The sequence below is a fragment of the Armatimonas sp. genome (assembly GCF_031410135.1).
GTDB lineage: Bacteria > Armatimonadota > Armatimonadia > Armatimonadales > Armatimonadaceae > Armatimonas.
The window spans coordinates 1-8,113 of sequence record NZ_JANNYP010000251.1 but is presented as its reverse complement, the minus strand read 5'-3'; the positions used below and the strand labels follow the sequence as shown (position 1 = coordinate 8,113).

Sequence of the window (8,113 nt, the reverse complement as noted above, 5' to 3'; positions counted from 1 at the left end):
CAAAAATATGGGCGCTTCGAGATTCGCGCGAAGTTCCCCAAGGGCAAGGGGCTCTGGCCGGCATTTTGGCTACTTCCTACGAGTAAAGCCTGGCCCCCCGAGATTGATGTTTTAGAGATTCTGGGCCACGACCTCACTTGTGTCTACTTTACGAACCACTGGCGCGCAACCACCGCGGGAACGGTCAACGTTCAAGGGCAGCTACGTGGGATAGATTTCTCGGCGGGATTTCACACGTTTACCTTAGACTGGAAGCCCGATGTGCTGGTCTGGAGCGTGGACGGAGTCGAGCGCTATCGCACCCGTGAGCATGTCCCACAGGAGCCGATGTATGTTCTTGCAAACCTTGCAGTTGGGGGCAACTGGCCCGGCTTCCCCGATGCCAGCACCCCGTTTCCCTCGCAGATGGAGATTGACTATATCCGCGTCTGGGCGCTCTGAACTTTACGGCTTATTCTGATCGCGCCAGAGCCAGCGGAGCGCGTCGGGAAGGGTGGCACGCCCGTGACGGTCGCCGTGGAAGCCGTTGCCAAAGACGAACTTGAAATCGTACTGACCGAAGGCGAGCGCTTTTGCCATATCCTGGTTCGCGAGCGGCCAGCTTCCCGCCTTGTTGTCTAGGTCGTTGGCCCCATCTTGCAGATAGACGCGAATTGGCTTGGACTCGCCTTTCTGATCCCAGCCGCGTCGGTCTCGAATAATCGCGGGGTAGGTATTGCCTCCTGCGACACCGGTCGGGCCGCCCTGCAGATTGGTGAAGCTGCCCACCCACGAGAGCACTTTATGGAATTGGTCGGGGCGGAACCACGCCAGGGAGAAGGCACAGATGCCACCGCTGGAGATTCCCGCCACCATGCGCCCAGCCGCATCTTGTCGAAGGGAGTAGCTCTTGCCCACTTCCGGGAGGATCTCGTCCACGATGAACTTAGCGTAGCGATCCGAGACCGTATCGTACTCGACCGAGCGGTTGTTGCCATTCCAGCCGCTCTCGGGAGGTGTATCGCCCTTATGGCCGGGGGCAAGGAAGATCGCGATGGAGACGGGCAGCTCGCCTTTGGCGATCATGTTGTCCAAAACAACGGGCACGAAGTCTTTGTAGGAGTGACCATCCTGGAAGATCATCACGGCGGCAGGCTTTTTGGCGTCGTACTGTGCAGGGACATAGACCCACCAGTTACGCAACGTCCCTTCGTAGATCTTGCTCTTCCAGACCGGCATGGGGGTGAGCTTCCCCTCAGGCACACCCGGCTGGCGCTTGCTCTCGGGCGGGTTGGTATAGACTTCTAGCTCGCCGCCACCCCGTGGCTTGCCGCCGACTTCGAACTTCCAGCGCGTCCCAAAGCCCTCAGGCAGTGTAGTGGAGGCCACCCAGATCGTGGAGGCTTCAATGCGCTTGAGGGGAAGCGACCAGGTGCCGTCGTCGGAGAGTAGCTTTGGTTCGGGCTCGCCCTCAGTGAGCTCAATGGCAAACGCGACTTTAAGCTCGTCTGTCTTGAGGACACCGCGCTTGAGGTTCTCGGCTCCGAGCCACTTGCGGAGTGGTTCGGCAAGGCTGGCACTGGGCTTGGCCGTTTTCAGGGCAGTCTGGAGAGTGGTAATGTTCATAGGAGGCTGCACGGTTGCGCTGAGCGTGGCTAAGGGAAAGAGTAACATCCTACGAGCCTCCCCAAGTGCTCGCTTTGTACTCTTCCCAGACCCGCTCGTAGACAGCTCGGGTATCGGCGGCGATCACGTCCCAGTTGAAGATGCTCTCCACACGCTCATAGGCGTTCTGTGCCATCCAGCGGGAGTGGCCGGGATCACGCACCGCACGGGCGATTCCCCAAGCAAGAGAATCGGGGTCGCCCTTGTAGGTTGTGGTGCCAGTGATATTGTGCTCCACCACTTCCGCCAAGCCCCCCGCATCACTCACGACAACCGGTGTGTGAGCCGCCATCGCCTCTAGTGCTACGATCCCAAACGGCTCGTAGAGACTCGGAAAAACAGCGACATCGGCGATTTGGTAGAGATTGTCACGGTCTTCGTCGCTGACTCGCCCCGTGAAGTAGACATGTGGCCACATCCCAAGCTGCCCTGCCAGTGCCTCTAAGTGTCCTCGGACGCCGCCGCCTGAGATAATGAGCTTGGCATTGACACCCCGCGTCCGTACCAACGGCAGAGACTGCACCAGAACATGCGCCCCTTTCTCGTGGACGGGACGCCCGATAAAGAATACTATTTTTTCGTCGTCGTCGGCAAAGCGGCGGCGGAAGCTCCACCATGCCTCGCCTTCTAGCCCATCAAACACCCGTGTCTCAACCCCATTGGGAAGCACGTCCATCTTGTCCCAGGGAGTATTAAGCGCATACTCGACCTCCCCACGCATAAAGTTCGAGCACACAATCACTCGCCAGGACTCATCGGCAAGCTCCCACTCACAGCGGTTGATGTAGCGCTGTGCCTCGGTGCGAATCCCGGCGTTGCGACCGAACTCGGTAGCATGAATGGTCGAGATCATGGGCAGCTTGTAGCGGTGCTTGAGCGCGATTCCGGCAAACTGACCCAGCCAGTCGTGGACATGGATCAGGATCGGCGTTTTAATTTTCTTACGGGCTTCTTTTTTCTGCCATTCTCGAATGAGTGAGTCTGCCCGCTCATCTAATTTATCGTTGAGCAGGTGTACCCAGTGGACAAAGTTATCCGACGGGTCGGTGACAGTCACACGGTGAATAAACAGATTCGGGAGCGGGTTCTCTTCGGGCGCTCCGCCCGAGTCGCCACAGGTAACTACATGGGTTTCAACACCCGCCCGCGCCAGTGCAGGAGCCAGTCCCTCCAGCGCCGCCGCGATACCACCCACCCGCATGGGCGGGTACTCCCAGGAAAGCAAAATTGCACGCATAGCCGATTGTACCTGTATAATGCAAACATGAGAAACCCTATATTATTAACTGTTGTTGCAATCTTAGGTCTCACAGGCTGTGGGGCTAGTGGGGGCAATCCTCCGCCAGATAGTCCAGATTACTTTAGCGACCTAGGACTTAGCCTGCGCTGGTCACTGTCAAAGACGACTAACCCTTTCAAGGTTTTTATTGCAAATGATGGTGCCACGGATCGCTCTGCGGAAGTACTAGCCGCCGCAAATGTCTGGGCCAGTGGAACCGGCAACTTGGTGCGTTTCGAGCAAACCAGCAGTATGTCCGATGCCGATATTCAGGTCACGTTCAATAGTGCAGTGAGTAATGTGGACACGGGGTTGGGGTTTACCAACGTTACGTTTAACCAGGCACCGGGCAATGCAGCCGTGGATGGCACAATCACCAGAGCTAACATTGTTCTCAAAAGTGGGATTGAAGGGTCTCTGATTGTTCCCGCGACAGTTCATGAATTCGGCCATGCTTTAGGTATCGTGGGGCGAAACGAGGGTGATTCGAGCCATAGTAGCTTCAGCGGAGACATTATGTTTCCGTCGGTGAAGACCAGCTCGCAGCTGAGCTCCCGAGATATCGCCACCCTCGCCCGGCTCTACTCTCTCTCACGGGCACACTAGCGAGAGCGCAAGCCGGGCCGTGCGCTCCGCGCCGCCCGGCTCGCCCAGCTGCGTACGAACCTCAGCCAAGTCGCGTCGCATCCGCGCCATACGATCTGGATCGAGCAAAAGCCCGACGATTTCTGCGGCGATCTTCTCAGGCGTGGCGTTTTCTTGCAGGAGCTCGCGGCAGATCTCTCGGTCCGCGATGAGGTTGGGCATGCCGATAAACTTGGGGAGGCTCTTTCGTACCAGTGCGAGCTGGAGCAGGTTGGCCTGACTCAGCTTGTAGACAATCACCATTGGCTTGCCCAAGATCGCGGCTTCAAGCGTGGTGGTGCCAGACTTACAGATCAGGGCATCGGAGGCGGCGAGCACATCATAGGTTCCATTCTCCACGATCGCGATGGGAGGGAACTGTGGTGTGGCCGTGCGCGGAGACTGGGAGTGCTCGATCCACTGTCGCTGCCGCCGGGCCATCTCCTCTGGATTGCCTTCCGCGAGAATGGCGCGGGGAGTACTCTGGCGCGACGGCTTCTCGACCACTTTCACGACATGTAAGAGCTGTCGTGCGTGCTGGATCGCTGCCTCCACTTTTCCTCGATCCACGCTTGGAGCGAGGGCAATGAGGAACTGGACACCAGGAATGCGCTGGGCAATCTGCGCCGCCGCCGCGAGCTGGAGAGGCAGGATTGTCTCAATCTCCTGCGAGCGGCTTCCTGGCACGAGCCCGACGAGCGGCTTGTACATATCGAGGCCATACTGCTTGGCAAAAGTCTCCAAAGGCTGGCTAGGGTAGACGAGATCCAGCAGGGGATGGCCCACCAGCTCCGCACGAACCCCGAGCCGGTTTAGCTCGCTGGCGTTCCAGGGGAATGGCGAGGCAACAGCATCTACCAGACCCTTTAATGGCGAGTAGCGCAGGGTCTTGTGCCACGAGCCGGGGGGGAAGTAGTAGAGGATCTTGGTGCTCGGGAGGTTCTTGCGTGCCCAAGGAACCAGCCCCTGAATCGGGCCAATTCCCAGGTGAAATGCCCCCGCATCTATGGGAATCAGCACATCCGGAGGGCGGCTCTTAAGTTCCGCGATCAGGCGCTGGCGAGCGGCGAGCATCTTGGGCAAGAGCTTCAAGCCTGCTGCGAGCCCAATCACCCCAAAGGCACTCGCATCCACGATGACCTCGCCACCCGCCGCCCGTAGCCAGCTCCCGCCACTGCCGTAGATCTCGCACTCCGGGGAAAGGCGCTTGAGCTCTGATGCAAGTTGGCCCGCAACCCGATCTCCTGAGGCTTCCGCAGCCGTGATGGCGATACGCATGGGCTTTTCCGTCTACTTTCGGGGACGATCTTCTTGGCGGCCTGCGGTTCCGTCTTTCATGCGCTCAATAAACTGCACGAGAAAGTCTAGCTCCGGGTTGGAATCGAGTTCCTCAGCAATGGCTTCCAGTGCCTGAGTTCGGTTTAGGTTCGAGCGGTAGAGGAGCTTGTAGGCCTGCTTGAGGGAATTGCGCGTGTTGGCATCAATGCCCGCACGGCGCAGACCACGGATATTGAGATCCAGAATATCGGCAGGGCGGCCATCGGCAAGCATAAACGGCGGGACATCCTGAACGACTTTCGAGTACCCACCCACCATGGCGTAGCGTCCCACACGGACAAACTGGTGCATCCCCACAATACCGCCGATGACGACATTATCTTCGACATAGATATGGCCCGAGAGCCCGGCATACGACGAGAGCATCACTTTATTTCCCACGGAGCAGTTGTGCCCGATGTGGACATAGGCCATGATCAGCCCGTCTTCCCCGACCGTCGTGGCTTCATCCTCGCCTGTAGAACGATGAATGGTCACAAACTCACGGATCTGGGTTCGGTCTCCCACTCGCACAAAAGAGCGCTCGCCCTTGAACTTATTGTCCTGAGGCGGACCACCCAGTATGGCTCCGGCGCGTACCTGGCACTGTTTGCCCAGCTCTGTGTACTGCTCCAGGATCACGTGTGGGCCAAGGATCGTTCCTTCCCCGACAATACAGTCCGGCCCGATGACAGCGTAGGCCCCAATCTCGACATCCGCGGCGATCTGTGCGCTCGGGTCAATGACAGCCGTCGCGTGAATTTTACTTGTGCTCATAGTTCGTGAAGGTTCCCTTCCGCCAGTGCAAAGGAGATATCCGCCTCGGAAGCGATCTTGCCGTCCACTTTGGCTTCACAGTGGATCCAGCCCATCGGCCCACGGGTCTTGATGACAACAATCTCTATTTCGAGGACATCGCCGGGGACTACTTTTCTCCGGAAACGTGCCTTCTCAATTCCTGTCAAAAGGGCGATCTTGCCCTCGTTGCCGGGCTCAAGCAAAAGTAAAACGCCGCCTGCCTGCGCCATGCACTCAATCTGCAAAACCCCAGGCATAATCGGGATTCCGGGAAAGTGCCCGACAAAGAACGGCTCGTTTACCGTGACGTTCTTTCGGGCTAGGATACGCTTGCCTAGCTCTATCTCCAGCACCCGATCTACCAGTAAAAACGGGTAGCGGTGTGGCAGGATGCGCTGTAGCATTGCCGCTTCAATGGGCAAAGATATTTCGTTACTCAAAATCAATCCTCGATAGAAGAGAAGCCAGCCGACAGTTTAGCCCGTGGCTGGGTTTCATGGCGATTATATCCGCTTTTGGCAGAAAACCGGCGAGCCATATATCTCCGAGTAGGTCTAAAAGTTTGTGACGGGCCAGCTCATTGTCAAATCTCAGGGACGGTTCGTAGCGATCTTGGTGGACAATCACGGCATTGTCCAATGAGCCGCCCTTCGCTAGTCCCGCGTCCAGGAGCTTCTGAACTTCCTCTATAAAGCCAAAAGTGCGAGCGGGCGCGATTTCTTCAAGATAAGCGTCTCCCTCCCACCTTGCGACTTGGGTGCCGACAAGTGGGTGCTCGAAGGCAATGGCGCAGGTCACTGTGAGCGTCTCAGCGGGGTAGCAGGCGATAAACGCGCCGCCTTTGCCGGTGACAATCAGCGGCTCGGGGATCTCTCGTAGATAGAGCGGGCTCTGTGGCAGCACTTGGGCCCACCCCGCCGCGCTTCCATCGAGAATCGGCAGCTCGGGGCCGTCTACGGTTACTTTCAAGTCCCGTATGCCGTATCCCGCACAGGCGGAGAGCAAGTGCTCCACCGTGGAGAGCCGCGCCTCACCGCTCCCCAGCACCGTGCAACGCAGGGTTTCGGTGACGTTCTCGGCCTGAGCTTGGATTCTCCCCTGTGGGGTATCAAAGACGATCCCGGAGCCGGGGGGCAGCGCCTCAAGAGTTGCGGTGCAGGGTTGGCCGGTGTGAATTCCCACTCCGGTACGTGTCGCATAGATCATGGCCTAGATGATACAATATTCGCTAGCGAAATTACTCATGAGCCGCATTGTACATCGTCAGCCTAGCTGGACCTGGAGCCTGTTTGTTCTCTCCACCCTCCTGCTCACCCCGAGCACGGCAGCGGTGGTGCTTGCGGCGCTTCGTCAGGCGAATCTGTCCACCGCAACGGCTCCTGCGCCCGCCTCCGTCTCGCCGCGTCGTGCGACGACCGAGGAGGAACAGGCGATCAAGGCCGCTGCACAGAGCGGTCGCCTCAAAGTGGTGCGCCTCGAACCGGCAGCGGATCGGAGCACCCTTGCGATCCTCACTCCCACTCGAATTACCGTGGGCCTGCCTGAGCTTCGGGTTGCACCACAAACATGGGCACTCGTACGGACACACTTCCTGGCTCCCGTGCTACCTTCCGGTGGCTCCCGCGCACCACCGCTTGGGTAGAGACAACCCTACTTCATTTTTTCTCCCGGCCCTTCAGGGCCGGTCTCAAAGCTGCGCCGTCCTACGGACATTTCCGCTTGGATAGGCCCGAAGGGCCGCGCAGGGCTGAGACGGGGCGTTCATGCCTCGGCGTTTTGATTACCGATAACCAACAAAATAACTATGGATTTTCTACGAAAACTTTTTGATAACAACGAGCGCGATGTCCGCAAGTACCGCAAGGTCGTGGAGAAGGTCAACGCAATCGAGCAGCAGTTTAAGGCGCTAACCGATGAGCAGCTCAGGGCCAAGACCGATGAGTTTCGCCAGCAAGTGAAAGACGCCGTGGGCGACGAGAGCCAGTACGCGGATAATAAAGCCCTGCGTGCTGCGTATGACAAGGCGCTGGATGCGATTCTTGTCGAGGCGTTTGCCGCGTGTCGTGAAGCCGCCTGGCGCACCCTGGGGATGCGTCACTTTGATGTCCAGCTAATCGGGGGCATGGTGCAACACGATGGCCGTATCTCTGAGCTACGTACCGGTGAGGGCAAGACTCTCACCTCGACACTGGCGACCTACCTCAATGCCATCACGGGCAAAGGTGTCCATCTGGTCACCGCCAACGACTATCTTGTCAAGCGCGATGCGGTCTGGATGGGGCCGGTCTATGCCGCTCTGGGCATGACAATCGGGATTCTTCAGGGCCACTCCCCGGAGACGGGCGAGGGAGGCGGGACCTTTATCTACGACCCGACCTACGAAGATCCCTCAGTGGATGGGCTTGATGAGCGCTTCAAGTACTCCCGCCAGACCTACGACCGCCGCGAGGC

The 8,113-nt window shown here is 58.4% G+C and carries 9 protein-coding genes and 1 pseudogene; 4 read left to right on the top strand and 6 right to left on the bottom strand.

Going from position 1 to position 8,113, the window contains the following annotated elements; translation table 11 throughout:
* A partial coding sequence (locus RMO15_RS09450; protein ID WP_309711123.1) for a glycoside hydrolase family 16 protein occupies positions 1 to 441 on the top strand: 441 nt, incomplete at its 5' end.
* A 3-nt stretch (positions 442 to 444) separates the two neighbouring features.
* Here the strand turns inward: RMO15_RS09450 and RMO15_RS09445 are convergent.
* Both RMO15_RS09445 and RMO15_RS09440 read right to left on the bottom strand, forming a co-directional pair.
* A complete protein-coding gene (locus RMO15_RS09445) occupies positions 445 to 1,653 on the bottom strand; it encodes an alpha/beta hydrolase-fold protein (protein WP_309711121.1) in 1,209 nt (402 codons plus the stop codon).
* A 1-nt stretch (position 1,654) separates the two neighbouring features.
* The gene (locus tag RMO15_RS09440; protein ID WP_309711119.1) at positions 1,655 to 2,881 is read right to left on the bottom strand and encodes a glycosyltransferase family 4 protein; all 1,227 of its coding nucleotides are present in this window, start codon (positions 2,879 to 2,881) and stop codon (positions 1,655 to 1,657) included.
* A 27-nt stretch (positions 2,882 to 2,908) separates the two neighbouring features.
* Here RMO15_RS09440 and RMO15_RS09435 point away from each other — a divergent pair, with 27 nt between their 5' ends.
* Positions 2,909 to 3,529, top strand: a complete 621-nt coding sequence (locus tag RMO15_RS09435; protein ID WP_309711117.1) for a matrixin family metalloprotease — start codon at positions 2,909 to 2,911, stop codon at positions 3,527 to 3,529.
* Here the strand turns inward: RMO15_RS09435 and RMO15_RS09430 are convergent.
* From RMO15_RS09430 to lpxC, 4 genes are read right to left on the bottom strand one after another with little or no spacing between them, the layout of a single operon-like run.
* Positions 3,515 to 4,825 (bottom strand): hypothetical protein, encoded by a 1,311-nt coding sequence (locus tag RMO15_RS09430; protein ID WP_309711115.1) that lies wholly within the window; start codon positions 4,823 to 4,825, stop codon positions 3,515 to 3,517. The two genes, RMO15_RS09435 and RMO15_RS09430, sit on opposite strands and share 15 nt — an antisense overlap.
* 12 nt (positions 4,826 to 4,837) lie before the next feature.
* Entirely contained in the window at positions 4,838 to 5,641 is an 804-nt protein-coding gene (gene lpxA, locus RMO15_RS09425) for an acyl-ACP--UDP-N-acetylglucosamine O-acyltransferase (protein WP_309711113.1), read from the bottom strand.
* A complete protein-coding gene (gene fabZ / locus RMO15_RS09420; RefSeq protein WP_369016094.1) occupies positions 5,638 to 6,066 on the bottom strand; it encodes a 3-hydroxyacyl-ACP dehydratase FabZ in 429 nt (142 codons plus the stop codon). Before fabZ ends, lpxA begins: the two co-directional genes overlap by 4 nt.
* A 28-nt stretch (positions 6,067 to 6,094) precedes the next feature.
* Positions 6,095 to 6,868, bottom strand: a complete 774-nt coding sequence (lpxC, locus tag RMO15_RS09415) for a UDP-3-O-acyl-N-acetylglucosamine deacetylase (protein ID WP_309711108.1) — start codon at positions 6,866 to 6,868, stop codon at positions 6,095 to 6,097.
* A 37-nt stretch (positions 6,869 to 6,905) separates the two neighbouring features.
* Here lpxC and RMO15_RS09410 point away from each other — a divergent pair, with 37 nt between their 5' ends.
* Complete coding sequence (locus RMO15_RS09410) at positions 6,906 to 7,304, top strand: hypothetical protein (protein WP_309711105.1); 399 nt, start codon at positions 6,906 to 6,908, stop codon at positions 7,302 to 7,304.
* A gap of 162 nt (positions 7,305 to 7,466) precedes the next feature.
* Positions 7,467 to 8,113: pseudogene (locus RMO15_RS09405) on the top strand (hypothetical protein); the annotation flags it as partial.

Coding starts and splice junctions, on each gene's coding strand:
- RMO15_RS09445 (WP_309711121.1), bottom strand. CDS start 1,653: ATGTTACTCTTTCCCTTAGCCACGCTCAGCGCAACCGTGCAGCCTCCT.
- RMO15_RS09440 (WP_309711119.1), bottom strand. CDS start 2,881: ATGCGTGCAATTTTGCTTTCCTGGGAGTACCCGCCCATGCGGGTGGGT.
- RMO15_RS09435 (WP_309711117.1), top strand. CDS start 2,909: ATGAGAAACCCTATATTATTAACTGTTGTTGCAATCTTAGGTCTCACA.
- RMO15_RS09430 (WP_309711115.1), bottom strand. CDS start 4,825: ATGCGTATCGCCATCACGGCTGCGGAAGCCTCAGGAGATCGGGTTGCG.
- lpxA (WP_309711113.1), bottom strand. CDS start 5,641: ATGAGCACAAGTAAAATTCACGCGACGGCTGTCATTGACCCGAGCGCA.
- fabZ (WP_369016094.1), bottom strand. CDS start 6,066: ATGCTACAGCGCATCCTGCCACACCGCTACCCGTTTTTACTGGTAGAT.
- lpxC (WP_309711108.1), bottom strand. CDS start 6,868: ATGATCTATGCGACACGTACCGGAGTGGGAATTCACACCGGCCAACCC.
- RMO15_RS09410 (WP_309711105.1), top strand. CDS start 6,906: ATGAGCCGCATTGTACATCGTCAGCCTAGCTGGACCTGGAGCCTGTTT.